Origin of the sequence: Bacillus sp. FSL K6-2944 (assembly GCF_038005385.1) — a bacterium.
GTDB classification, from domain to species: domain Bacteria; phylum Bacillota; class Bacilli; order Bacillales; family Bacillaceae_G; genus Bacillus_A; species Bacillus_A cereus.
In genome coordinates this window covers 749,710-775,883 of the sequence record NZ_JBBOTE010000001.1, presented here as the reverse complement: position 1 = coordinate 775,883, position 26,174 = coordinate 749,710, and the positions used below count along the sequence as shown (strand labels likewise).

The window sequence follows — 26,174 nt, the reverse complement described above, 5'->3', positions numbered from 1 at the left end:
ACATATTCGAACAATAGAAATATACCACTTTATATGTTATAGTGCAAATATCTTAACTTATACAAGTAGGTGAAATATGCGTACACTCTATCATCCAAATCGAGAAGAAATTCAATTTTCTTCTGTCTTATATGCACTTAGCGATCAAATTCGTTTACAAATTGTAAATATGTTACTAGAGAAAAATGAACAATCTTGTGGTGCTTTAAACATCCCTGTTGCAAAATCAACTTTATCTCACCATTTCAAAGTTTTACGTGAGTCAGGTGTTATGTACACGCGCCTTGAAGGAACACAACGTTTCATTTCAATTCGTGAAGAAGATTTAAATGCTAGATTCCCAGGTTTATTACAAGTTGTATTACATGCGACAGAGCCATATTAAAAAAACATCTCATATTCATATGAGATGTTTTTTTAATATGGCTATTCTTTTAATAAATCTAATAATCCATTACCTTCGGATGTACGTTCATACCCTAAAGGTACAGTTCTTTTAATAAGTTGTGCATATATTTCCGGCTCTGATAACTTTCGACCGTATTCTTTCTCACACTGTTTAATGAGCAAGGCAAGCGCTCCAGCAACATGCGGCGTCGCCATGGAAGTTCCACTTAACACTGCATATTTCCCATCTGGATACGTAGATAATATTTCATCACCTGGCGCTACTAGATCAATTTCTTGATTTGAATTACTAAAACATGTGATTTTCCGTTCTAAATTGACAGCGCCGACTTCAATTACTTCCGAGTAAGCACCTGGGTAATCTAGTTCCTCTGTATTATCATTACAATCTCCATTATTCCCAGCAGCACATACGACGAGAACATCCTGCTTTACCGCCTTTTGAATTGCTTCATGTAATTCTGGAACATCTTGCGGACCACCAAGTGACATTGAAATAATTCTCACTTTCTCTTGATTCGGCCCTCTCCAATTTACAGCATAATGAATTGCCTCAATAATTTGCTCGTAACTTCCAGAACCATCTCCCGCTAAAACTTTTAATACTAACATTTTAGCAAGCGGTGCAACTCCTAATACACCGACACCATTTTCAGTTGCTGCAATCGTCCCCGCGACATGAGTACCATGTCCGTTATTATCAAGATACACATTTGGATCAGCTTCATAATCTTTTGTGAAATTTCTTCCGCCGATAATACGATCTTTTAAATCTATATGATTAGTATCACACCCTGTATCTAATACGGCAACGACTACATCTTGCCCCTTCACACTCTTTCCCCATACTTGCGGAGCGTGAATCAGTTGTACACCTGGTGGAATTTCATTTACTTGTTCTACAACCTTATTTACGGTAAATGGAATCAATTGTATACCTTTTTGTTTATTCACTGTACTACTCATCGTAATCCCTCCTGAAAATGTATTATTTTCATTTCAGACCACTTTTGAATACGTGTAAATGTAACATTCGTTTTATTCTTTTTGTTTTCCTTCTTTTCAAATATTTCTCAACATCATTTACTAACTCTATACTACTTTTGTATTTCCCCTATGATTTATAGGAAATAACAGCCTGGGTCATTCAACTAATAACCAAAATAAAAGGACCAATTAATGGTCCTCTTACAGTCTTTTAAAAGAATGATATGTAATTTGAAAAATAATATAAATTAAGACTAAACCTCACTCTTGTTTAAAAACTTTTCTATTTCTTTTACTAAATATTCCGCTCCCTCTATCCCAACAGTAATATTTCCATTTGCTAATGATATGTTCTGTTCTGAAACATCACCTGTGATTTGGCAAGCATTGTAAGGTTGATATTTTTGTAAAATGATTTTATCTGCTTCTACAAAAATTTCAAGCGGTGATTTGATTTGTATTCCCAATACATCGCGTAATTCTTTAGGGATAACAATTCGTCCTAATTCGTCTACTTTTCGAATAACTCCTGTTGCTTTCATATTTCTCCCCCCTTTCTCTCTATTAATTTTTTTCACCTCGCTTTTTCCATTTTATCACTTTTTGGCAATACTTGCCTCTTTTTAGAAAATTTTGTACTCGAGTTAAAAAAACACATTTAATGCATACGTAATCTCTCTTTCAATTGTTTTACATAACGGGATCTTATAAGTAAGAAGTATACAACTTGAATACCTATGAAAATACTTAATACAACTGTATTTTCTTTAAACAATGAGTACTCAAACATTTGCCCTAACGCCGTTAAGGCTACTGCCCCATGTAATGTTGCAACACCAATTGGAACGAAGAATAAAAGCGCCAATCGAATTGTAACTACCTTCGATAATTCCCTGCTTGTCAATCCAACTTTTCGAATCATTTCGAACAAGCGAACATCATCCTCCAAATCGGAGAATAAACGGAAGTAAAGGAAACTTCCTGCGCAAACGAAAAATACTATACCAATAAAGAAACCTACAAATAAAATCGGTCCTGCAATTTGTAAACTTTGGTTTTGCTCGTACTCTTCCGCACTAAACGTTGAATATTCTTGATACGGTTTAATTTGATGCGTAAGCTCTTTACCAATTTCAATCTCATCTTTCGTTCTTTCAGTTTTATACATATAATCTTTTGTCTCTATAAATCCATCTTGTAATGAATCATATTGATCATTAGAGATTACATAAACATTTCCTCTTAATATTTTCCCCAATGAAGATGAAGTAACTTTTTTCACCTTTAAACTTTCATTCATATTAGGTAAAGTAATTTCTTTTCTTTCTTTCATCGCTGGCCCTGGTATATCAGCTGACAAAAATACAACCTCTTTATTTGCTACAGTATTAAATGGTTCTCCCGTTAACTTTGCATATTCCTTATAGTCTGATTCTTTTATAAAAGTGGCGCTTCTTAACGACTGTTCCTCCGTTTTCTTTGTCGAAATATTAGTTTTTGAAGCTGCTATATTATGTTTCTTTAATCCTTTGTCAATCATTTGTATATGTTGTGATTCGTTACTATTCCCTTGCTTAGAATGGTAATGAAACGCAATTGTTCTCTCCATTATACCTTTCGTCATGGATGCGAAGCCGACTAATGTCCCTATTGCGGAAAATGCTACAGTAGAAATAATGGTTACAATAAAGAACATTCTTGCGTTATCTCTCATACGATACGCTAAATCTGATAACGTAATAATATTAGTCTGTGTCCAATAGAAACGTTTACTTTTTTTACATAATCGAATAATAAAGACACTCAGCTGCTTGTACAACAAATACGTCCCAATAATAACTACCGTTGTAACAGGAATCATCATAATAAATACCATTGCTCCATGTGATAGAAGAGCTCCTACATAGCCAGCACTAAGCAATACTACTGCTAATATTGAAGAAATGATTGATGCTTTCGGTTCCGGTTTCGCCTCTGCTGATCCTCTAAACAACTTCATAATCTTATTTTTACGAATCATTCCTGCACTAAACAATGATATGATCATAAATAAAATAAAAAACATAATACCCGTTACAACAATTGCTTTCATCGGTATGTAATAGGATAAGGAGATATCTAGTTTCAATATCATCGGAGCGACAAATAGTAATACCCCTGAAAATAACATACCTGAAAGAATACCAAAAATAATTGCCCCTATTCCAATCATAATATTTTCAAAAAAGATCAGACGCTTTAATTGATATTTCGTCATACCTAGCATCATTAAAATTCCTAGTTCACGCTTTCTCGTTTTTAAAAACATTCCCATCGAATATAAAATAAAGAAGAATGTAAATAAGTAAATAATAGACTGTGCAAAAGACATACTTACGAATACGTACTGACCTAATTCTCCTGCACTTAATGCCGGATGAAACGCAAAAAATGAATACACAAAAAAGGCCATAATTGCAAATGCACTACTCAAAAAATAGGCTGAGTATGTCCGTCTATTTCGGGTTACATTCCGATATGCTAGTTCTCTAATGTTCATATTACTTCTCCGCCCTTCTACTATCTATGTTTTTATATTAGTAAAGTGCGGAAATACCTTCCATCGATTCAAATGACAAAAACCTTACATTTTTGAAAGGTTTAAAAAAATTGCTTATACGTAGTACTTTATTTATAATGACTACATTCATATTCATACACACATCCTATTGTATATTCGTTAGTTTTGCGAAATAATAAAGGATAGAAGTATGTACCATTATACATATAAACTTATTTACCGCTTTAATATGAATAGGAGGAAAACATAATGACATTACAAGAACAGATTATGAAAGCATTACATGTTCAGCCTGTAATTGATCCAAAAGTTGAAATTCGTAAACGAGTTGATTTCTTAAAGGATTATGTAAAAAAAACAGGTGCAAAAGGATTTGTACTTGGTATTAGCGGCGGACAAGACTCTACATTAGCAGGACGCTTAGCACAACTTGCAGTTGAAGAAATTCGTAACGAAGGTGGTAATGCAACGTTTATCGCCGTGCGTCTTCCTTATAAAGTACAAAAAGATGAAGATGATGCACAATTAGCATTACAATTCATTCAAGCAGATCAATCTGTTGCATTTGATATTGCTTCAACTGTTGATGCTTTTTCAAATCAATATGAAAACTTATTGGGTGAATCACTAACAGATTTCAATAAAGGTAACGTGAAAGCACGTATCCGTATGGTTACTCAATATGCAATTGGTGGACAAAAAGGGCTACTTGTTATCGGAACAGATCACGCTGCAGAAGCTGTAACAGGGTTCTTTACAAAATTCGGAGATGGTGGTGCAGATTTATTACCATTAACGGGATTAACGAAGCGCCAAGGACGTGCATTATTACAAGAGTTAGGCGCAGACGAGCGACTGTACTTAAAAATGCCAACAGCTGATTTATTAGATGAAAAACCAGGTCAAGCTGATGAAACAGAGTTAGGTATTACTTATGATCAATTAGATGATTATTTAGAAGGTAAAGCAGTTCCAGCTGACGTTGCAGAGAAAATTGAAAAACGTTACACAGTGAGTGAGCATAAAAGACAAGTACCAGCGTCAATGTTTGATGATTGGTGGAAATAAATTAAACATAAAAAAGAAGCTAATCTTCATTTAGCTTCTTTTTTATATGTTAACGATATACCCCTACTCTTTTCTCCAATAAATCTTGCAGGCAATCTTCATGTTGTTTACAAAATAACGGTGGCATGTCGTCTAACGGGAAAAACTTCAAATCCAACGTTTCATCACCATCTACTTTTTTGTCACCTCCAACTATTGAGAATGAAAAGAACATCACAATTGACTGGGCCTTGTCTCCATTTGGATATGATTGAAAATATTTTGTATACACTCCAATAAGCTCATTTATTTCTACATCATACCCGGTTTCTTCTTTTATTTCCCGGATTGCAGTTTCCGCAGCTGATTCTCCTATCTCCATTGCACCACCTGGAAAGCCCCAAGCGTTAAAGTCTCCTCTTTTTTGCAGTAATACTTCTCCTTCTTTATTAAATACACAACCACCGGCAAAGTTTAAGAAAACATAATCATGTCCTACTTTTTCACGTAATTCTTTTATATAATTCGCCATTCTCATTCCCCTTTTCATACCTCTTCTATCGCTATTTCTTATCTTTTTCAAGCAATTCAATGATTCGATCTAGCTTCTGGTTCATATTAATCACGTGGTGTTTCTTTGCAGCACTGCTTTGTAATACTCTTCTAATAAACAAAGTAAATGATATGAAAAACAAAACGATAAGTCCGATTACTAAACAAGTATATATCAATGTAAAAATATCGCTTTCGAACAAGTTCATTCCACATTCACATCCTTATCACTTTATTTTATCACATAATTCTTAATATTCAAAAGTAATCAATCAATAAATAAAAAAAGCACCTTTTACAGGTGCTTTTTCCCATTGCTTAATACGTAAATGTAATTGTCGCTAATGAATAACCCGCCAATGCACTATAAGGCGCTACTTGATAAGACACACGCTTTGCACCTTTTGGCCAATTTATTTCATTTAATACTTTCTTTATATCTTGCATCGTCCCATCCATGGACTGCTTATATCGCACTTCTACTTTTTCTGGTTTGGCTGCAAACTGTTGCTGCAACTTTTGCTTAAATTCATTATAATTTTCTGCTCCGTATTCTGCAGATAAGTATTGTAAATTTGTTTCTTTTAACATCTGCTCATATACGACAGTTTTTGAGCTACCAGCTTTTATTTTGTTTGTTAATTCACCAAAATAACTTGTAGTTGCTGCTGGATATTTACTACGATCCCAGTCGTGATCTTTACTTAACTGTTCGTCAGACATGTTAAAATATGAGTAAGTTACACGCCCTGCTTTATCTGGTACTGGATCATCAAATGTAGTATCTAGGTGATACCATTTGTTTTCAATGTTCACTAAATTCCACGCGTGAGCTTGTCCGTTTCCTGTGCCTGTTACAATATGGTTTTGAATACCTGCCTCTTTTAACAACTCATACGTTAATAATGTATATCCTTGGCAAACGGCAGAACGATTCGCTAATGCTTCATATGCTGTATACGCTTGATAAGACGTATCATAAGACACATGCTTAACAACGTAATCGTGAATAGCTTTTACTTTCTCATGCTCATCCATCCCTGGTTTTACAATTGATCCAACAATTGATTTCGCCTGAGCTTTTACATATTGAGTTTGTTCTTTTGATTCACGGTATTTTACTTGCAGTGTAAACGTATAGTCCCCTGGCATTCCTTTAATAGAATATCTAGTAGACGCTACATTATATTTTACATACTCATCAGCATCTACAATTTTATTAAACTCACCATACAATTGATCCATAATATTTCTAGCATTTCTATCTTTTGTTTTATATGTGATTGTAATATTTTCTTCTCGATTATCAATCTGTTTTTTTAATTCTTTTCTGAAATCATCTAATAACTTTACATCTGATTGTGCTGTCACTGTAGTCGGATTTGTAGCTGCATAAGATACAGATGACGCTTGCAAGCCTCCCATTACTATAGTTGAACAAAGTGCGGCAGCTGTCACATACTTACTTGTCTTTCCCATCTTGTCACTCCTTATATTCTATAACTATACGAAAAAGTATCGTATAGTTTCAGAGTATACAATACTTTTTCGTATAGGTCATATGAGATTATGCATATTAACTAATTCACATAAAAAGGTTGTTCTTTTTAAAAGAACAACCTTTTTTCATTAGCATGTTTGTAATACACAGCATGTATTTTCAAAACGTTGATTTTTCAAATCTTCATTACTAATACAGAAATATAGCATCCCTAGTTCTCCCCAAACCATATTACAATTTTTATGATCTGAATCAATTTGGAATAAAAGAGTCATTTGCTGCGGGTCTACTCCCATATATTCTCCTGTCTCATATAACACTTCTTCTTGTACAGAGAATGGCTCACCAAACATTTGATGGTTATCGTAGTTATCTGGAATTAGCTCTTCAAGTAATTGCAAGAAACAATCTGAATCAGCCTCATCTTCAATAAAAAGTTCTGGTAATTTGTATGTCAGTTCAAAAGTAATTGCACACTGGTTATATTTCGCTTGTATTTCATTTTCTCTTCGTAATTGCTCTACAGGAACATCATAATAAAGTACACGCCCAGCTTCTGTTAGATTCACATTTTCTTCAAAATAATTTTCAATGCAAAAGAAATACAGCATCCCCGTCTTAGGAAGATTGTGATTCATACCAACGTTTTGTAAATCACTTAAGTTAAATTGCGCGATAAATTGTAGTGGATTTCCTTTATGCTTTGGATATTCAAATAAAGCTGGTAGATCAGGAACTCCTCCCATTTTCGAACTACCTATCGCAACAGTTCCCTGCTGCTTTGGCACAACTTTTATACAAGGAAATACAGTATTAATAAGTTCTTCTTTCAAGTGTGTTAGTTCATATTTATCAATTAATACTTCAATTTTTTTATTCATAAATTCTCCTTACATTTACATACTTATTTATATCATAGTACAAAGATTATACTTCATTCTTTACAAAATCAACAAGCCTCCCAAAAACGGGCTTATCCTTCGTACGCGAACAAGTTTAAAAAAGCATACTATACATTGTTCCTACAAACACGATAGTTCTTTAGTTCTTCCAGTACATTTTCCCCTCGTTCATTTTTATTTTTAATATAAGGAGGAATTCCACATGGGTTACGGATATAGTTGCGGCGGTTACGGTTACGGCGGTAGCTGTGGTGGTTGTGGTTACGGAGGTTTCGCTTTATTAATCGTTTTATTCATCCTTCTAATCATCATCGGAGCTAGCTGTTGGGGCGGCTTTGTAGGCTGCTAGTAAACTTAAAAACCATTGTAAAAAAGCACGTACAATACGTGCTTTTTTGCCATTTCCAAATCTTTTATTTGAAAGGAAGTATGTTTAATGAAGATCGATGGTGTTTTCGAAGGAGGCGGTGTACGCGGTATTGCACATGTTGGAGCAATTTGCGCATTAGCCGAAAAAGGTTATGAATGGGAACGTGTAGCTGGAACATCAGCTGGTGCAATTATCGCGGCACTTGTAGCGGCAGGATATTCTTGTTCAGAGCTAAAAACGATTATAACTGATATCGATTATAACAAATTTACGAAGAAAACCTTTATTGACAAAATCCCCTTTATCGGAAAAGGACTAAGTGCATGGACTACTCTAGGTATATACTCTAATGTATTTATAGAAGAATGGATTGAAGAATTACTTCGAAAAAAAGGTGTTCATTTATTTACTGATTTACCGGATCTAAACAAACTCAAAATCATCGCTTCTGATATTAGTAATGGTAAAATGGTTGTCTTTCCTGACGACTTACCAAACTACGGATTTTTAAATTATCGCTTCTCTATCGCTAAAGCGGTAAGAATGAGTAGTACAATCCCCTTCTTCTTTGAACCCGTAAAATGGAGAACTCCAAAATGGAAGCAGCCTTGTTATATGGTTGATGGAGGAATTCTAAGTAATTATCCAATTTGGATCTTCGATTCACCTACCACTCCTCGCTGGCCGACTTTCGGATTTCATTTTGTAAAAGATGAGATTCAAGCTGATCCTGCTCACTATAACGAGCCTATTTCCATGTTCAAAGGACTATTTAAAACAATGATGCAAGCTCATGATTTACGTCATTTAGATAAGGAATCAAAAGCAAGAACGATTACAATTCCAACAGGAACGATTACAAGTACTAATTTTGAACTGACAAAGGAAGAAAAAGAATGGCTTTACAATTCTGGTTATAACTCTGCTAATAAATTTTTACAAGCTTGGAACTTTAGGCAATATATCGATGAATATAGAAAAGGAAAGCAAGACCGAAAGACAAATCGATTTTTTCGTCAACTTGACTCATAATATTATTACTTTGCGTATAAATACGAGAACGTTTAACAACTTAATAATAAATAAGTCTAGTAATTTCTTATATTACTAGACTTATTTATTATTATATAATCTCGTACATTGTTTAAGGATACGTTAACCCTTCGGCTTCCTCTGCAGTAATAACTATGTAACGATTTCCCGTTCTTAATCCTAACAGTTCTGCTTTTTCAATCGCTTCTTGCTTCGTCTCCGCATAAGCAGCTAAATATTTTTCTCCATTGATCATTTGGCAAATTACATATTGTTTCATTACTTTCTCCTCTTACTTTTTCATTAGTTGTGCAAGTTTTTTTATACCTATTTCAATTTCTTCTAACGTTGCGTATGAATACGATAGGCGCAAAAATTGATTTGCACTTCTATCATATAAAGTACCTGGGTTTAATAAAACCTTTTCTTGCAGAGCTTTATCAAATAAACTGCGATATGAAATGGTTACTTTTATATGTACCCATATATAAAATCCCCCTGTTGGTTCATGCCAAGTTGCTATTTCACGAAGATATTTATCTAACATTAGTAACATAAAATCTCTTCGTTTTTTCAATTCACTTCTTACAAAGCGCAAATGCTCATCATATAGACCATTTGTAAACCACTCTGCTGCAATTTGCTGGGATATAGTGCTTGAACCATAATCTGTTTGCATTTTTATGTCTGACAATCTTTGAATTACTGGCTCAGGTCCAACAATCCATCCAATTCTTAACCCTGGACTAATTACTTTGGACATGCTTCCAATATGTAGTACGATTCCATTTTTATCATAGGCTTTTAAAGGTTTCGAACAAGGTGCATCAAACCATAAGTCTTGATACACTGCGTCCTCTATAATAGGTAATCCAATTTCATTACATATTTCCATCACTTCTATTCGTCTCTTCGCATTCATACTAAAGTTCGTTGGATTATGAAAAGACGGGATTGTATATAAAATAGATGCATTAAATTGCTTCTTATATTTTGTAATATATGATGTATTTAAACCGTTCTCATCCATTGGTATTCCAATGAAACGCATTCCTGCGGATTGAAAAACATTAAGCGAATATAAATAGGATGGTTTTTCTAATAAGATGGATGCCCCTTTTGGAAGAAGCCCCATAGAGATAAGTTGCAGCGCTTGAATTGCTCCTGAAACAATTAATATAGAGTCAGGAGATACACATATACCATGCCCCTTTAAGTATTCGGAAATCTTTTCCCTTAAATAAAAATTTCCTTTCGGCTCTTCATACCCAAGCGTCACATTTGACTTTAAAAGCTTATTCATAATTTCTTTCATCTTTTTCTCAGGTAAGAGACTCGGCGCGAGCTCACCTGTTCCTAATCGAATTACATGTGGATAAAATTCAGCTTGATTAATCTCCTGAATAGCTGGGAGATTCGGATAATGAAGTCCTGTTTCTACATAAGACTGCCAATTAGGCGGGGGTGCGTAAGTTGAAGCATTCTCATTATTATTTACAACAATTGTTCCTTTCCTGCCATTCCCTTCTATGTATCCCTTTGCAACTAGTTCACCGAAAGCCATTACAATTGTGCTTCGATTCACACTAAATGTATGTGCCAAATCTCTTTGTGAAGGTAATTTCGTTCCAACGGTCCATTCTCCATTAACGATCCTTTCTTTTATATACGTTTCTATTTGTTTATACAGAGGAGTCGCTAGAGACATATTCGGTTTCCAAACGAATCTTTCCATTATATCACCTTATATTCTTTTTGGTTGGTAACCTCCCCAACCATATGGATGGATACAAATTTTCATTTCTTCTATACAATATACACTATCATAATGAATTAAAATAGGAGGTAATATGATGAGTGAAGCAATTATTCATGGTATCATTCTTGCATTTGGACTTATCATTCCATTAGGTGTACAAAATGTTTTTGTCTTTAACCAAGGTGCGAGCCAACCAAACATTTGGAGGGCAGCCCCTGTAGTATTAACTGCCTCTATATGTGATACGTTACTCATATTGATTGCAGTGCAAGGTGTCTCCCTTGTACTCCTTACTTTTTCTTGGCTAACTAACTCGTTATATATAATTGGATTTTTCTTTCTCCTATACATGGGCTTTGTTATTTGGAGAAGTAACCCTTCCAACGATGTAAAACAAGAAAAAAGTATGCCCTTAAAAAAGCAAATCCTTTTCGCAGCATCCGTTTCGTTATTAAATCCACATGCTATTTTAGACACAATCGGTGTAATTGGAACAAATTCTATTCAATACATAGGAAGTGAAAAATGGGCTTTCACACTTGCAACTATTATCGTTTCTTGGATTTGGTTTATAAGCTTAGCGTTAGCGGGGAAATTTCTAAAAAGACTAGACTCAACCGGAAAGACAATTTTATTATTAAATAAATTTTCTGGTCTCATCATATGGGGTGTCGCGCTTTATATGTTAAAACAAGTTATTTATTCTTAATGAACGAAAGAGAATTGCATGTTACTCAAAACATCATGCAATTCTCTTACAAATTATGAAGTAGGCTCTGGTTTCTGTTTTACCGTCTTTGCATCCTTTGCTGGTTTAATCCAAATGATTGCTATGATAGCACCAATGGCAGCGAAAATACTTGTCAAATAAAACACTTCATGGTCCGCCCCTTTCATGAAAAAAGAATATAAAGGTGGTCCAGCTGCTACACCGATAAATCGCATTGAACTATAAAATGACGTAACCGTTCCCCTTTGCTCCTTTTCAATTCCTTGTGTAATGAGGGCATCTAAACATGGGAGTGCCATACCAATCCCTATCCCCATAATAACGAGACAAAGAAGTAGTAAATAAATCCCTTTTATAAATAAAGGAATGATGACTGATGCAGCTGCCATTAAAAAACCAATATAAATACACTTCTTCATAACATTTTGATTATCTCCAATTTTTTTACCGGCCATATATGAACTAAGTGACAGTACAAGTAACGGGATAGCAAGCACACACCCTTTCCATATACCATGAATGTCATACTTTGATTCCAGTATAGTCGACAAATAAAAGAGAATTCCGAATAAAATAAGCATAATAATTGCACCTAATGCAAAAATGGCAATTAACCATCTTCCTTTTTCTCGAAACGTAGACAGAATAGATTTTATAAACTCTTTAAGTGGTGGTACTTCTCCTTCTTGTTTCTTTGCCTTTACTAGAACAAGCAACAAAACAATTGATATGACACATAAAACTGGAATCGCCCAAAATGGTAAGAACCATACAATGGCAGCAAGAGCAGATCCTAAAATAGGGCTCAGCACTTTTCCAAATGTATTGGATGTCTCAATAATTCCCAGGCCTGTACTAACTTGTTTTTCGTCTTTGTATAAATCACCAACACACGGTATAACAACCGGCATTGCCCCAGCAGCACCAATACCTTGAATCGCTCTACCGATTAATATCCAAGTGTAGGGATTATCAACTTTCCAAGATACCCAACCAGTTATAGCTCCTCCTATAGCCGCAATCAGCAAACTCGGAACCATTACCATCTTTCGTCCCCATCTATCTGATAAATAACCAGCAATCGGTATAAGTAAAATGGCTACGATAGAGTAAATTGTAATAATCATGGATACTTGAAACGATGAAATATGTAATTTCTTTTCAATTGTCGGCAAGATTGGAATGAGCATTGAATTCCCTAATGTCATGACAAGTGGAACTGATGCAAGCGCAATTAAACAACAGTTTTCTTTTTTTAACATGTTGATTTCGGAACCTTTCATCATATATTTCTTACCATATAATAGCCCTGCTGGAACATAATTTTCATTCCACCAGGGCTATTACATCTTTAATACTTCCCATTCACAACAAAAGAAATTGGGTAAAATATAGTATTACTTTTATTCTTTGAATTCTGTTCGCAATATATTCATACCAATTAATTGAAAAAAAAAAAGAAAGGAAGAATCCTTCCTTTCTCCTATAACCTTCTACATTTAGCGAGTATATCCGCCACCAAGCTGTTGTTCTGCCATCGCTACTAGGCGTTTTGTGATTTCACCGCCTACAGAACCGTTTGCACGTGAAGAAGTATCAGCTCCAAGTTGTACACCGAACTCTTGTGCAATTTCATACTTCATTTGATCTAAAGCTGCTTGTGCTCCATGTGATGCTAATTGATTAGAATTACGATTTCTAGCCATTACCAATCACCTCCTTATTTATATATAAATTGTGTTAAATTCAAATTAAAATACATGGGAATTTTTGGTTATTTTTTACCATAAAAAAAGAGCCTCTAAAACGAGACTCTCACATCATTTCACATTACGAACTTACTACTTCTAATTTTCTATTTATTAATACTTTCATTTCTTCTTTTAATATCTCTTTTGAATTATGTCCAAACCATTCTAAGGAAGCAAAAAGATCCGTGCCTCTCACTTCCTGAATAATCTCATCATAATTTACAATACCTTCAAATAACGGAACCATACCAATACGACTTCCTGCTGCAGCATATACATTATTAGGTTCAAACACATGCAAATAATCCGCTGAAGATATATTCTTAAAATGGTAATGTAGTGTCCACGGCTTTAATCGATGGAAACTGTCTATTGGATCTGCGCCAGACTCCCATATATGAAGAAAATCAAGATTTATTTTTAAATTCGGATGGTTTACTTCTTCTAATAGTTCTATAGTAGAAGGCAATGTGTCCGTTAGTGTATTGGGATGTGTTTCTAACAGCACATACATATTGTGCTGAGCAAATACATCACAAATCTTACGTATTCGCTTTACATACTCTTTTCTCTCTTGTTCCGAGAAGTCCTTGCTCCCTTTTTGCCCAGCAAACGTGCGAATTTTATTCGTATTAAACCAATTAGCTAGTACTACAAGTTGTTCACTTTTCTCTATCGTTTTTTCAAAATCTGCTGATAATGATATATCTAAGTAATCACTTATCATCGTAATTTCTAAGTTTTTATCCTTTAGAAAATTCAATTCTCGTTCTGTCGTTTCACGTTCTTGCATGTACAAATTTTGTGCATGCGTCCCCCATAATTCAATTCCTTCAAAACCGTTTTCATATGCAAATTGAACAATATCAGTAAATGAAATTAATTGATGACGAAATGAAATGGTACATAGCGAATATTTCATAGCATTAAACTCCCCTATCTTAAATTCAGTTAGCTTATTAAAGAGTTGCGACAGATTGATTTGTTTTCATACCTTTCCATGATAGAAACTGTCTCTCTAATTCCTTCTTAATTTGCAGTTCAATTGCATTCATTTCATCCAGTTTTTCAATAATCGATACTAGCATACCTTTATTATTCGTCATTGCCATTTTAATTGCACGATACTGTACATTTGTAAATCCTTGTACAATATCCTCTACCCGATCACACCAATAATCAAATTCTTGCTCCGAATATTGCAACGTTTCACGGAAGTATGCAAAGGCATGCTCATAACTATATTTACGAATTGCAAGTACTGGTATTTGTTTTACTGCTGCTACAAGTCCAGAAAGCGCATATCCTTCTTCCTCATTTGCCATTTTTACAATTAAATTTTTCAGTTCCATAGTCAGTTCATTGTCGTTCTTTTTGAATGTTTCTGTGAAATAACTAGCTACTGTTTCTTGCGTTGGCTCCCCAATTCCTTCTATATCAATGAAATAACCTCCACCAAATGGGTTATCTTGAATAGAGTGAAGTACTTTTTCTCTTTCCATATTTCCTTCCCAACGAAAATCAGGATCTAGCATGAACCACTCTTCTTCTTTCTCTGTTTTTGATATCATTAAATAATGTGGAAACGGTTTTTGATGAAATTTATTTTCCCTCTCTGGTAATAGAGACATATCAACCATTACAATGACATAACGATTTTCCGGCTTGTTTTCTACTAATTCTAAAAACGTTTCTACATTGCTATCTTTATCTTTTGCATGATCATACCATTCGTTTACTTTAATACCGTACAATTTTTCAAACCAAAGTAAATAATGATCATGGTTAATGTTTTCAGAGTGATATGAAATAATTCCGCCTTCTGTTATATCAAAATCTCCATCCCATAGTCCAAAATAAAATGGACGAAAATCAATGTCGCTACGCCTTTTTATAATTTCACAAAAACAACTCACTAAACAGTGCACTTTAATTGAAGTCATACTCTCATCCACTTTCCTAAAGGTTAGTTATTCACATTTACTTCCTGTAACGGCTCTAACTCCTCCATAAAATCAAGCAAAGATCCTACAGTAAGAAATGCCTTTGGATCTACCTCATCCTCTGGAACGCATAGCTTTACATCCATTTCTATGTATACAATAAGCTGTAACATCATTACCGAATCTATATATAAATCTTGATTTAAGCGCATCGTTTCTTCTAAATGCGTTACATTTTTCATTTCCATTTTTTCTATCATAATTTTTAACACGGCATTCTTTAACGCTTCCCGTCTCATGTTGTAACCTCTCCCATCTCTAGTAACTTTCTACTTACTTTTCCGGTTTTATTTTTAGGAATTTCATTTACACTTTCAATTTCATACGGAACTTTATAAGAAGGTAAGTGCTGAATACACCATTCTCTTATTTTCACTGGATCAACATGAGAGATCACTTTCGCTTTAACTATTTCGCCCATCACAGGATGTTTCCCTCGATATACAATTGCCTCTTGCACACCTTCCAATCGAAGCATCGTTTCTTCTACCTCTATAGGAAAGACTTTTAATCCTGAAACATTAATTACATCGTCCATACGCCCCATAAAATGAATGCCACGCTCAGATTTATAACCTAAATCTTTCGTGAAAATTTCCTTATCATTCATTTTCACGACGATTTCTTCCGGTGCATTTTCATCTGAACCTATGCTTATACTCGCATGAGGTAGAGGGTTTCCTAAATCTAAATGGCTCTTCATATCATGACATATACTAATACAACCTGCTTCAGAACAACCGTATTGCTGCATCATATATGTTGTCATTTCTTTTAGTTTATAAAATAGTGCTTCTGGCAAAGGCGATCCTGATGTCATAATTTTATGAAACTGGAACGTTCCTAATGGAAAACTCCCCATAATGTGTAACATAAGTGGTACTGCATATATGATATGTTTTTCTGTATTGCGAACTATATTTAATGCGAATTTAGGATTTTTGTTCGTAATGATTACAGGTTTGCTCCCCCTCGTAATTGCTGATAACGTACCACATATTAGTCCGTATGAATGTGAAACAGGAGCCATAACGATTGGCACTTCATCTACTTCACAGTTTAAAGCTTCATTATAGGCAGTAATTTCTGTATCAACTTCCGTCCATGCTCTACGAATCAGTTTCGGTTCTCCCGTAGTTCCCGAACTATATTGCAATAAAGAAGGCTCTTCTAGTAAAAAGTTCCCTACTTCTAATTTTGTAAAATCGCCATATTCTCCATATAAAACTCCTACACAATTTGCACGCTTTGCCATTTCAATAGCCGTTTCTTTTGGCGTATCTTCATGTATAAGTAATACTGATGATTTCTTTTCTTTTAAGAAAAACACAAGCGTAATAATATCGAATGGATCTTTCAGACAAAGTGCAAATCTATTTCCTTCTGCTTCTTGAAATTGTTCCATTTCCTCATAAACTTGTAATCTCAAATTAAAATTACTTTTGCTATACTCTTGTTTATTAACGATTAGCATAATTTCCCCCTGTAACAATTGATTTTTGTTTCATAAGTTGTCTTACTCTATACAATGGATTTGGAACTTCATGAACAAGCGATTCCACATCCATATATAATCGACGTTTCGTTAATTGTTCAGCATAGAATGTAGGTGCATATAATTGAATATTTTCAAATCTACCTTTCAAATGTGGATATATTCTTAAATGATCTTCAATTTCTTCAACAACCATCATCCAAAAATGTTCTTCTTTCAATCCATATTCATCCGCAAGTACGAATGCTAATTCTCCTAAATTAAACAGGAATAGTGCATCTAACACCATCTCTTGCAAACATTCAATGCCATCTATTTCAAAGAAATCATTCATTTTTCCATTCGCATATGTTTTATGCATTTTAGTAAAGTCGGGACATTTGTCAACTTCTTTCAAATATGGACGATAAAACTCAAGCCCTTCATGAAAATCCTTTAACGCAATACGAACAGGCACCCCTTCTTTATGGACTAGAATCATATTTTGTCCATGTGATTCCAGTGCGATGCCATGCTCTACAACAAGATGTATAACTGGTATTATCGCTTTTTGAATAAGTAATTGTAGCCAATCCTTCATTCCATATTTATTCAACCACACATCAATAATTGGTGTACCATCTTTCTCTTTAGCGTATAAACCATTAAAAGGAATTGCATCCTCTTGTGCATCTAAATACTTATGAACGCTTTCGCGCCAAATACATCCTAATGAACCATATATAGCTTTCTTATTCGTGTCATACGTTACACTTGAAAACTCACTTAACAAGATTAAACGTGCTTCATCCATTAAATAGGCGTCATTACTTACAACATCATTTAACCAATTTGATATTACTGGTGCACTCACAACAGAGTATGGTTTCAGCGTACGAAGTGTTGAAGTGTTGAGTAAATTCATCGATAATTTAACGTACGGTTTCTTTGGACTCGTAATATTTCTTAACGTTCTCATTGACTGTTGCGCGCAATAATCGTCCTCTGATGTTCCTAAATAAATAATAAATTTACCCTGTATATGATCCGCATAATTTGAAATGATGAAATTCTCCCACTGCCATGGGTGAACAGGTATAAACACGTACTGTTTTGGATTACATCCCTTATTACGAATTCGTTCCATAAACTCTTCTAATTTACGATCGCCAATCTCCTCTTTTAAAAGGTTGTTATACATCACTTCATTCTCATAACCTACAGTCGCATAATTCTTATGTGCTGCAATCCATATGAGTTTTATTGGCTGCATAAATTCATAACCATATTGAAAATTGTCACGATATTGAAATCCAACACGTGCTTTATAACTAGGATGGTATGGATGGCCATCTATTAATTGGCTTTCAAACTCATCGTAAGATTTTTGAGTATATTCTCTCTTATTATTTCTTTCATATTGTGCAATCGTGTCTTTAAATATTGTTTGTTCTAATTCGTGCATAAAAGAATCTAATTTAGCTTGTTCTACACTAGTAACCCGAAAAACTTCTTCTAGAAATTGCGAGACAGACTGTATTTCTTGCTGTTCATCTTGAACTCTTACTATTAATGAGTCTAACGAAATACGTCCAAATGTCATCCGTTCCCTGCCATAGCATTTGTACGTGACACTTTTGTCTTCTTCATCAAGTCCTTGTATTAGAAAAAGAAGTTGTTCTTCTTTTTCTATGCGAACCGGTGTAATAATCCCCTCATAAATTAACGATTCTACTAATTGACGTAGCACTCTTCTTCGTACTGAAATGTAATCTTCTGATTCGAGCGCCTTCAATACTTTCGTATGATACATGTCCACTCTCATAAAACCCTCCACCTTATGACAAAATACCATTATTTGTATTACGTGAAATTTTAACGTTATTTATGAACGAACAGCCACTTCTCTAACGAGTGGATTATGTACTTGCACATAAATAGCTTGCTCCAATGGATTACTTAACTCATCGACATCGAAAAATCTCGTTAGTAAATTTGCTTTACACGCTAACTTATCTTCGTCCAATAATTCTCTTAAAAATGTAGAAGGTTCCCGGTTATATGGAAGAAATGATTCAAGTACAGACCTTAATTCCGAGAGAAGAATTTCCTCCTTAGTTAATCCTGCTGTGCCAAAACCATTAATGAGGCCAAACATATGATTGAAAATTAAGTAGTAACGAAATCTCTCATCCACAATATAGTCGTCATATAAATTTCCAGTACGTTCTCCAATACCAGCTAATTCATTATTAAGCATCTCTTTCATTGAGTTACAGAAATAAAATCCTTGATTATCACGGAAATAATATTTGATCGGATAACCATCTTTTAGCTGAACAACGCTATTTTGCTGATGAGCTTCTAATGCAACACCATACTGTAAATACATCCATACCATTGGCTTTAAAGAAATATTCATATATCGTCTAAACCACTCTAAGCTTACTTCTTCACAGCTTTTACTTTCTAAATCTGCTAGGCGATGAATAATATTCGATAACCGCGTACGCTCCCCAGGTATAGCGTCTTGAACTAGCCCAGCAATTAATGTTGCGTCGTTTGCATGTTCACTATAAAAAGGATTCTCACGAATAATCACTTCAAATCCAGATTCTTGTGTTCCATAATTTAATGTAATAAAGGCTGGATCACAAATAAAATCAAATCCTGGAAATCTTTCTCGTACTTCACCAATAGCCGTATTTAACATTTCCTTCCCTTCAAGACCACTCTCAAGTTCTTTCAGTTTATTAATACGCATTGAATTCGTTACTTTCACCGGAAATGAAAACTTAAGCATATACTTCGAATCGGGATGATATAGCGTCCTTAGTGATGATGTTGCCATATAATACTTACCTACAGGACCAATATACTCAAGCAATTCTTGAACTATCCAATCTTGTACGTAAGCTTGATGCAAGAGCCATTCTGCCTGAAGCGGATGAATTGGAATTAATGCATATTGATCTTCCTTACAGTACTTCGCTATAAATTCCTTACTAACCATCTCATCATTACTTAATTCTTCTTTTATAATCATTGTTGTAGAATCTGATAATAATGATTTTTCATTTACTATACTTTTATGTGCCCGAAAATAATGAAGCTGACATTCTCCTTTTAATTCTGGAGAATACATTGCACTTTTCCAATCCAATATCCCCTGTCTACTCTTTGGTGTAGGATGAGTTAAATGCCCAAATAATAAAGACTGCTCCGCTTCTATAAAAGTTGTATGAAAACCGTATAATGCGGATGTATCTTCTATTCTCTCTTTTGTAAATTCCTCAATATTTTGACAACTACGGATGACTCGAAGCATAAGTTCCGCAGGATTCGTTCCTTCTCCGTAGTTGATAGACATCTCTTTTATTAAAAATGTAATAACTGTAACATAATCTGCTGTAATAACAGAATGACTATCTCCAATTTGATAATAAAATTGTTCTCCAAACAAATGGCGATCTGTTGATGATTTATATATAACTTCTCCATACAAAGTAACGTTCTGTGCCGATAGCCGACAACATAAATATGTGGGGACTGTATCTCTATTCAACGTATTACTGAAGATACTCTTCATTCTTTCATCCTCTGTAATCCATTCTCCACTCCCTGTTTCTCTTAAATAACAGTTTAAAAAGCTTTGTAATGTTGCATGTTCTGCGATTTGTTTCGCATGCTGCATGTTGGTCCTCCTCTTTATATTAACGCTATGAGAATTTCATATTACAATTGATAATTGAATATCGTTATCAACTATGATTCTAATTGATAATGATATTCAATTCAATAGTATATTTCAGAATTTTTTTATCTGCTTTAATTTTTATTGTTTTCCCTCTTTTCTTTAATCTAGTTAAAAATACACAAAAAAATACTCAGTTTCAAACTACATACTTACTATTTTTCATTAGTAATCTATCCAAAATGTTTAAACAAAAGAGGTATACCTTAATTGGTATACCTCTTTCAAACATAAAATTTACATAATAATATTATTTATATCTCTCCAGCAATATGCTGTCTCTTCTACCTGTAATCGCTCTAAAAATTTTGTATCAATTTTTTCAGGGTTGAATTTTTCATAAAACTTTTTAGAAGGATTATTCGTAACAACCCAAACTAAAAGTGATTGCATATCATTATTTATACAATCCGATAATAAAGCTTGAAATAACTTTTGTCCTATTTTCATTCCTTGATACTCTTGTAAAAGGTAGATTACATATAATTCTCCATCACAATTATATGTACCAGTTCTTTCTACTCCCCCATCGATGAATCCAACTATTTCTCCATTTAAATTCTCTGCTACAAATCTAAATTGATGATTACCCTCTTTTTGAAAAATATCTTCCCATTGTTTTTCTCGTTTCTCATATGCTATATTATCTAGAATTTCGTCAGCAAATATCCCTTTATACGTTGTTTTCCAACTATCAACATGCACCTTTGCTATACCTTGTATATCATCCTTTATTGCTCTTCTAATATGTATTCCCATCATTTCTCCCTCCTTGTTACTCATCATTATATCAATTTCATTCCTTAAGAATCCAAATAAAAAAGAGTGAATTCACTTCACTCTTTTTTATCACAATTATCTACTTTCCACTTCAACTGAAACTACTCGATCTATCTCTTTCAGGGAACTATATAACTCTGTTGTATATAAATCTTCTGGAGCTAAAATAACCATCTCTAGTTGCTGAAATGCTCCACTATCTATATCTTTAATTTTCACGCGTTTCACATGCATGCCTAAATTTTTAATTTGCTTAAATATACCATCTAACTCATGATGCTCTTTAACAGTAATTTTTATAGATAAATCCTTTTGTCTTAATGAATACGGTCCTGCAATTTTCACAAGTTGCGGAAGTACATTAATCGCTAAAATAATTAAAACCATCGCAACTGTCGCTTGTAAATAAAATCCCGCACCAATTGCGATCCCTAAAGCTGAAGCAGCCCACACCATAGAAGCTGTTGTTAATCCAGAAATAACGTCATTACTTCTTCGTAAAATGACACCCGCGCCAAGAAAACCAATTCCACTAACAATTTGAGCGGCCAGTCGCATCGGATCCATATTTGTATGTCCTGGAACAGAATATACATGTACAGATTCAATTGAAACCATCGTAATTAAACAACTTGCTACAGAAATAACCATACTTGTTTTCACACCAAGTGGTTTATTCTTTAGCTGCCTATCTATCCCGATGAATAATCCTAAAAAGAGTGCTAAACCTAATTTGAGTAAAAATTCATATGACATATTCCCATTCTCCTTACTTTACAATGTTTCCCTTAGAATAACTCACTATAACTCTTTTATGATATCAATTCCAGTCTTTTCTATTCATTTAACGTAAAAAACCGAAAAAACATTTATAACGATGTTTCTCCGGCTTTTTATTACACTTTAGATTCTTCTTTATTTCTGATCTTTAATCTTAATTTCTGCATCTTTGTAGAATGCTAATTTACTGTCATTATACTCTTTTGTAAATTTGTTAAACTGCTCTTTCGACTTTTGTGCTTCCACATTTAATTCATTAACAGTTTTAACTTTTTCACCGATTTCTTTTAATTTCGTTTCTTTTACTTTTAATTTTTCATACAGTTCTTTTTCAGTCGCTAACACTTTCGTGTAATTTTCATTCATCTTTTGGAATGCATCATAACGATTCTTATACGACTCTTCTACTGCTTTTGCTTGTTTTTGTAACTTCTTATCTTCAATCTTCTCTATATTACTTTGAACAGACTTCGTTTCCTTCTGTGCTTTTTCTAGCATTTCTTTCTCACTTTTCAATACTTTTTCACGATCGTCTACATTTGCAGTAGCTTGCTCTATTTTCTTCACAACTGCTTCATTATGTTCTTTACCTTCTTGCAAAATTTGAGCATATAATTCTTGCCCTTGTTTCTCTAATTGCTCTAATTTTTTTGCTTCATCCACTAAAGATTTTTCTTGTGTTGCTGCTGTTTCAAAAGCTGTATATAGATTTTCTTCTGGCTTTTCACCGAAACAACCTGTTAAAAGTCCTACTGATAATGCTCCAACTACTGCTACTTTTCCATACTTCAACGTTCATTCCTCCATTACATACGGTTATCATGCCAGAAGTTCACTGGGAAGTGACTCTCTTCATGATAAGCTTCAAACTCATAACCTTTTTCTTTTAGTCCCTTTAAAATTGCTGGCACAGCAGCAACTGATTGCGGGTGAATATCATGCATTAAAATTACTTCTTGTGGTTTTGTTGCGTTTGTTAATACGTTTTGAGCAATTTGTGCTGCAGCTGCATCAACTGGCATTTTATTGTATCTCCAATCTAATGAATCAATTGTCCAATCCCATACTTTAAATCCGCCTTCTACCACTTTATTTCGAAGACCTTCATTCAATCCAGGCATCGAACCATATGGAGGACGTGTTAATTTAGGTGATTTCCCAATAATATTAGCGATTAAACCTTGATCTTCTTTCATCTCATTTACATACTCGCCATTTTTATATAACTTTGCGAAATTATGTGTCATACTATGCATGCCTACATAATGACCCTCAGCATTTTCACGTTTCACTAAATCAGGAAATTCTTTTACATTCGCTCCAATTAAAAAGAACGTCGCCTTCGCATCATGTTGTTTTAGCGTATTTAATAATTCAGCCGTATATTTCCCTGGTCCATCGTCAAATGTAAGATAAGCAACTTTTCTTTCTTTTCCATTAAAACGACTTGGTGCCGTTTTATTCATTTCAACTTTCGGCTGTTCACTTGCAAGCTGCACTACATTTTCTTGTTTCGCAACAGCTTTTGCTGGTGAAGTAATTGATTGAAACATGTAATACCCAATAGCTACTGCGGCAATCGCTATTAAAACGACTACTATTTGTTTAATTTTTAAAGCTTTTTCCATTCTATCGAATTCCTCTCCCTATTAATCTTATATATAAATCGCCCAATATAATTATACATCTATTTATTTTTATTTCACCATATAAATAGATTTTATTTGTATTATAATGGGAGTTTTATCAAAATTGTTGTTCCTATTCCTTCTTTACTTGTAACACTAAGCGCACCGCCATGAAGCTCCACCATTTTTTTAACGATAGCTAAACCAATACCTGCACCTGCAGCATGATTATTAATTTGGTAAAATGATTGCTCAATATATGGTAAATGTTCTTTAGCAATTCCAATCCCTTCGTCTCTTACCTTAATCACTGCTTGTCCTTCTATTTTAGTCGCTTCAATGTGTATTGTGCTTTTTTTATGTGAATACTTAATTGCATTTTGAACAATATTCAAGAAAACTTGCTTTAGCCTATTTCGATCTCCCATCAATTCAATTCGGTCTATAGTAGTAATAAATTGAATTTCCTTCTCTTCCGATTTAGGAGTTAATTGCCAAATCGTCTCCTCTAGTATATCGTACAACTGCACCTTTTGTTTATATAAATTAAAATGATTTGATTGTAATCTTGAAAAATCTAGCAATTCTTCTACTAAATGAATCAATCTATCTGTCTCACCTGAAATAATGCCCATACCTTGCTTTATTTCTTCTTCTGTTAAATGATCTACTGTTTTTAACGTCTCACTCCAACCTTTAATTCCTGTTAAAGGCGTTCGTATTTCGTGCGAAATAGAAGCAATGAATTCATTTTTCATCTGCTCAGCCTTATCTATTTTATAAGCCATATAATTTAAACTATGTGCCAATTCACCTAATTCTCCAGGATAATCTTCTTTAATTTTTTGCTTTAATGTGCCTTCTGCAATTTGTGAAGAGGCTTGAATAATGGATTCAATTGGCTCAACAAATGAATTTGCCAAACGTCTACTAATTAAGAAGGCGACTCCCGAAATAACAATACCTACAGAAATAGTAAACGTAATAATTTCAATAATCTTTTTATTTACATTTATTAAAACAGTCGTATATTTTAAAACACCAATAGTTTGTCCTTGATGTATAAGTGGGCTTAGCACCTCTAGTTGTTTTTTATTACCTTTCGTAGTAACTTGATTATACATTTCACCTTCTAATAATGATTGTGGAATATTCACTTTACCTTTTACCTTTTCACCACTTGAAGATTGTATAACCGAGCCGTGACGATCAATTAACTGTAATTCTGTTCCTTCTAATTGAAAGCTACTAATTATGTCACCACTATATTCTTGTAATCGAATAAAGTATAGTGAATTGTATTCTGAAAAAAAACGTGTACTCGTTTTCGCATGAGACTCTATATATTGCACAATACCATTATAATAGTATCGATAAATTGAGACTGAAAATACAACTTCAAATAATACAAGCATAAGTGTAATGACCGTCATAAAATATAAAGTCACTTTCCGTTTCATCTCATACTTTCCTTCCACACATATCCTTTTCCCCACACCGTAAGAATAAATTCAGGTTCTGATGGATTACATTCTATCTTTTGACGTAACCGTCTCATATTTACATCTACTACTTTCGTCTCACCTACGTAATTGGTTCCCCAAATCATATTTAAAATTTCATCACGCGAAACTGGCTTTGAAGCCTGATTCATTAAATACTGTAATATCATATACTCTGTAGGTGTTAAATCGACTAATTGTCCATCTTTATACAATCTTTCTTCTATAATATTTAACGAAAATGGACCTGACGTAACAATATTCGTTTTTTCTTCATGTACTTCTATTCTTCTTAATAAAGACTGTATACGTGCAGTTAATACTACTGGACTAAACGGTTTTGCAATATAATCATCTGCACCTATTCCTAGTCCTTGCACCTTATCTTCATCTTGTACACGTGCGGTTAACATAATAATACCCATTTTTTTATTTTCTTTCCTGATAGCCTTACAAACTTCTAAACCATCAATCCCCGGTAACATTACATCCAGCAGTGCTATATCAACAGTTTGTTCACTCAAAATCTGTAACGCTTCTTCTCCAGTAGTAGCTTCTATTACATAAAATCCAGCACGTTTTAAATTTAAAACAATAAAGCTACGGATCGTTAATTCATCTTCTAAAACTAAAATTTTTGACATAATTCCCACC

The 26,174-nt window shown here is 34.0% G+C and carries 28 protein-coding genes; 5 read left to right on the top strand and 23 right to left on the bottom strand.

Annotation, left to right across the window (positions count from 1 at the left end; genetic code table 11):
* Nucleotides 1-76: 76 nt before the first annotated feature.
* Nucleotides 77-385: an ArsR/SmtB family transcription factor gene (locus MHH55_RS04010; RefSeq protein ID WP_001259906.1), complete on the top strand. Its 309-nt coding sequence runs from the start codon at nucleotides 77-79 to the stop codon at nucleotides 383-385.
* A 41-nt stretch (nucleotides 386-426) separates the two neighbouring features.
* Here the strand turns inward: MHH55_RS04010 and MHH55_RS04005 are convergent, their stop codons facing one another.
* From MHH55_RS04005 to MHH55_RS03995, 3 genes are all read right to left on the bottom strand, one after another.
* Nucleotides 427-1,374, bottom strand: coding sequence for a serine protease (locus tag MHH55_RS04005; protein ID WP_000099760.1), 948 nt, complete (start codon nucleotides 1,372-1,374; stop codon nucleotides 427-429).
* A 275-nt stretch (nucleotides 1,375-1,649) separates the two neighbouring features.
* Nucleotides 1,650-1,937 (bottom strand): AbrB/MazE/SpoVT family DNA-binding domain-containing protein, encoded by a 288-nt coding sequence (locus MHH55_RS04000; RefSeq protein WP_000648324.1) that lies wholly within the window; start codon nucleotides 1,935-1,937, stop codon nucleotides 1,650-1,652.
* A 116-nt stretch (nucleotides 1,938-2,053) separates the two neighbouring features.
* A complete protein-coding gene (locus MHH55_RS03995) occupies nucleotides 2,054-3,934 on the bottom strand; it encodes an FtsX-like permease family protein (protein WP_078186648.1) in 1,881 nt (626 codons plus the stop codon).
* A gap of 270 nt (nucleotides 3,935-4,204) precedes the next feature.
* Between MHH55_RS03995 and nadE the strand changes: the two genes are divergently transcribed.
* Nucleotides 4,205-5,023 (top strand): ammonia-dependent NAD(+) synthetase, encoded by an 819-nt coding sequence (gene nadE / locus MHH55_RS03990; RefSeq protein WP_000174901.1) that lies wholly within the window; start codon nucleotides 4,205-4,207, stop codon nucleotides 5,021-5,023.
* Nucleotides 5,024-5,072: 49 nt separating this feature from the next.
* Here the strand turns inward: nadE and MHH55_RS03985 are convergent, their stop codons facing one another.
* From MHH55_RS03985 to MHH55_RS03970, 4 genes are all read right to left on the bottom strand, one after another.
* Nucleotides 5,073-5,534, bottom strand: coding sequence for an NUDIX hydrolase (locus MHH55_RS03985; RefSeq protein ID WP_000024999.1), 462 nt, complete (start codon nucleotides 5,532-5,534; stop codon nucleotides 5,073-5,075).
* 31 nt (nucleotides 5,535-5,565) lie between these two features.
* Entirely contained in the window at nucleotides 5,566-5,763 is a 198-nt protein-coding gene (locus MHH55_RS03980) for a DUF4083 domain-containing protein (RefSeq protein WP_001048091.1), read from the bottom strand.
* Nucleotides 5,764-5,872: 109 nt separating this feature from the next.
* A complete protein-coding gene (locus MHH55_RS03975) occupies nucleotides 5,873-7,033 on the bottom strand; it encodes a transglutaminase domain-containing protein (protein WP_000520862.1) in 1,161 nt (386 codons plus the stop codon).
* A 150-nt stretch (nucleotides 7,034-7,183) separates the two neighbouring features.
* Nucleotides 7,184-7,936, bottom strand: a complete 753-nt coding sequence (locus MHH55_RS03970; RefSeq protein WP_078186649.1) for a YwqG family protein — start codon at nucleotides 7,934-7,936, stop codon at nucleotides 7,184-7,186.
* A 223-nt stretch (nucleotides 7,937-8,159) separates the two neighbouring features.
* On the opposite strand from MHH55_RS03970, the gene MHH55_RS03965 reads away from it, so the two are divergent.
* Both MHH55_RS03965 and MHH55_RS03960 read left to right on the top strand, forming a co-directional pair.
* The gene (locus tag MHH55_RS03965) at nucleotides 8,160-8,306 is read left to right on the top strand and encodes a YjcZ family sporulation protein (protein ID WP_000540425.1); all 147 of its coding nucleotides are present in this window, start codon (nucleotides 8,160-8,162) and stop codon (nucleotides 8,304-8,306) included.
* 87 nt (nucleotides 8,307-8,393) lie between these two features.
* Complete coding sequence (locus MHH55_RS03960; protein ID WP_025710166.1) at nucleotides 8,394-9,359, top strand: patatin-like phospholipase family protein; 966 nt, start codon at nucleotides 8,394-8,396, stop codon at nucleotides 9,357-9,359.
* A gap of 112 nt (nucleotides 9,360-9,471) precedes the next feature.
* On the opposite strand, the gene MHH55_RS03955 is transcribed toward MHH55_RS03960, so the two are convergent.
* Nucleotides 9,472-9,639 carry a DUF3933 family protein gene (locus MHH55_RS03955; RefSeq protein ID WP_000816389.1) on the bottom strand — a complete coding sequence of 56 codons (168 nt, stop codon included), beginning with the start codon at nucleotides 9,637-9,639 and terminating at the stop codon, nucleotides 9,472-9,474.
* Nucleotides 9,640-9,651: 12 nt separating this feature from the next.
* Nucleotides 9,652-11,094, bottom strand: a complete 1,443-nt coding sequence (locus tag MHH55_RS03950) for an aminotransferase-like domain-containing protein (RefSeq protein WP_078186650.1) — start codon at nucleotides 11,092-11,094, stop codon at nucleotides 9,652-9,654.
* 118 nt (nucleotides 11,095-11,212) lie between these two features.
* On the opposite strand from MHH55_RS03950, the gene MHH55_RS03945 reads away from it, so the two are divergent.
* On the top strand, nucleotides 11,213-11,827 hold the full coding sequence (locus MHH55_RS03945; protein ID WP_001287303.1) for a LysE/ArgO family amino acid transporter: 615 nt from the start codon (nucleotides 11,213-11,215) through the stop codon (nucleotides 11,825-11,827).
* A 53-nt stretch (nucleotides 11,828-11,880) separates the two neighbouring features.
* On the opposite strand, the gene MHH55_RS03940 is transcribed toward MHH55_RS03945, so the two are convergent.
* From MHH55_RS03940 to MHH55_RS03875, 14 genes are all read right to left on the bottom strand, one after another.
* Entirely contained in the window at nucleotides 11,881-13,110 is a 1,230-nt protein-coding gene (locus MHH55_RS03940; RefSeq protein ID WP_002197672.1) for an MFS transporter, read from the bottom strand.
* Between the two features lie 237 nt (nucleotides 13,111-13,347).
* Nucleotides 13,348-13,554, bottom strand: coding sequence for an alpha/beta-type small acid-soluble spore protein (locus tag MHH55_RS03935; RefSeq protein WP_000113545.1), 207 nt, complete (start codon nucleotides 13,552-13,554; stop codon nucleotides 13,348-13,350).
* Between the two features lie 124 nt (nucleotides 13,555-13,678).
* A complete protein-coding gene (locus MHH55_RS03930; protein ID WP_000877681.1) occupies nucleotides 13,679-14,521 on the bottom strand; it encodes a sugar phosphate isomerase/epimerase family protein in 843 nt (280 codons plus the stop codon).
* 37 nt (nucleotides 14,522-14,558) lie between these two features.
* Nucleotides 14,559-15,542, bottom strand: coding sequence for a DUF6005 family protein (locus MHH55_RS03925; protein ID WP_000200705.1), 984 nt, complete (start codon nucleotides 15,540-15,542; stop codon nucleotides 14,559-14,561).
* A gap of 23 nt (nucleotides 15,543-15,565) precedes the next feature.
* A complete protein-coding gene (gene asbD, locus MHH55_RS03920; RefSeq protein WP_048656276.1) occupies nucleotides 15,566-15,841 on the bottom strand; it encodes a petrobactin biosynthesis protein AsbD in 276 nt (91 codons plus the stop codon).
* On the bottom strand, nucleotides 15,838-17,076 hold the full coding sequence (locus MHH55_RS03915; RefSeq protein WP_000909585.1) for an AMP-binding protein: 1,239 nt from the start codon (nucleotides 17,074-17,076) through the stop codon (nucleotides 15,838-15,840). Before MHH55_RS03915 ends, asbD begins: the two co-directional genes overlap by 4 nt.
* The gene (locus MHH55_RS03910) at nucleotides 17,063-18,901 is read right to left on the bottom strand and encodes an IucA/IucC family protein (RefSeq protein ID WP_139362442.1); all 1,839 of its coding nucleotides are present in this window, start codon (nucleotides 18,899-18,901) and stop codon (nucleotides 17,063-17,065) included. Before MHH55_RS03910 ends, MHH55_RS03915 begins: the two co-directional genes overlap by 14 nt.
* 60 nt (nucleotides 18,902-18,961) lie before the next feature.
* Nucleotides 18,962-20,770: an IucA/IucC family protein gene (locus MHH55_RS03905; RefSeq protein WP_078186651.1), complete on the bottom strand. Its 1,809-nt coding sequence runs from the start codon at nucleotides 20,768-20,770 to the stop codon at nucleotides 18,962-18,964.
* 297 nt (nucleotides 20,771-21,067) lie between these two features.
* Nucleotides 21,068-21,589 carry a GNAT family N-acetyltransferase gene (locus MHH55_RS03900; protein WP_139362444.1) on the bottom strand — a complete coding sequence of 174 codons (522 nt, stop codon included), beginning with the start codon at nucleotides 21,587-21,589 and terminating at the stop codon, nucleotides 21,068-21,070.
* A 96-nt stretch (nucleotides 21,590-21,685) separates the two neighbouring features.
* A complete protein-coding gene (locus MHH55_RS03895) occupies nucleotides 21,686-22,366 on the bottom strand; it encodes an MgtC/SapB family protein (RefSeq protein ID WP_000119510.1) in 681 nt (226 codons plus the stop codon).
* A gap of 159 nt (nucleotides 22,367-22,525) precedes the next feature.
* On the bottom strand, nucleotides 22,526-23,182 hold the full coding sequence (locus MHH55_RS03890) for a YkyA family protein (protein WP_000873570.1): 657 nt from the start codon (nucleotides 23,180-23,182) through the stop codon (nucleotides 22,526-22,528).
* Nucleotides 23,183-23,196: 14 nt separating this feature from the next.
* A complete protein-coding gene (locus tag MHH55_RS03885; RefSeq protein ID WP_000409484.1) occupies nucleotides 23,197-24,018 on the bottom strand; it encodes a peptidoglycan-N-acetylglucosamine deacetylase in 822 nt (273 codons plus the stop codon).
* A gap of 101 nt (nucleotides 24,019-24,119) precedes the next feature.
* Entirely contained in the window at nucleotides 24,120-25,478 is a 1,359-nt protein-coding gene (locus MHH55_RS03880) for a sensor histidine kinase (RefSeq protein ID WP_078186653.1), read from the bottom strand.
* A complete protein-coding gene (locus tag MHH55_RS03875) occupies nucleotides 25,475-26,164 on the bottom strand; it encodes a response regulator transcription factor (protein ID WP_000036071.1) in 690 nt (229 codons plus the stop codon). Before MHH55_RS03875 ends, MHH55_RS03880 begins: the two co-directional genes overlap by 4 nt.
* Nucleotides 26,165-26,174: the final 10 nt, after the last annotated feature.